This is a genomic window from Rhizobium ecuadorense, from assembly GCF_001187535.1.
Taxonomy (GTDB): Bacteria; Pseudomonadota; Alphaproteobacteria; order Rhizobiales; family Rhizobiaceae; genus Rhizobium; species Rhizobium ecuadorense.
Genome location: NZ_LFIO01000127.1, coordinates 1 through 272, shown reverse-complemented (window position 1 = coordinate 272; position 272 = coordinate 1). Strand labels below are relative to the sequence as shown.

Annotated in this window: 1 pseudogene; it reads left to right on the top strand. The window is 56.6% G+C overall.

The annotated features are described in order from the left end of the window. Positions 1-272: pseudogene (locus AF337_RS04255) on the top strand (hypothetical protein); the annotation flags it as partial.

The following is a 272-nucleotide window of genomic DNA, read 5'->3' as shown; positions in this document are numbered from 1 at the left end:
GTCGGACGGCAGCCATACGGGAAAAAGCCAAGTGGGGCGACGGCAGTGCCGAAGCTCTTCTTGCCGACCTCTTGCGAGATCTGTTTGGGGTCGACGCACGCGATCTGGCGATCAACCACGACCAATACAGCCTCAATTCACTGAATGGCTTCTTCGAGGCCGACGGAAAGCCCTACTTCTTCAAATTCCATCAGGAGGAAAACGAGGAGGAGATGAGCGGTGAGTACTATCGCGCCGATATTCTTGCCAAGGCCGGCCTGCCGGTAGATCAG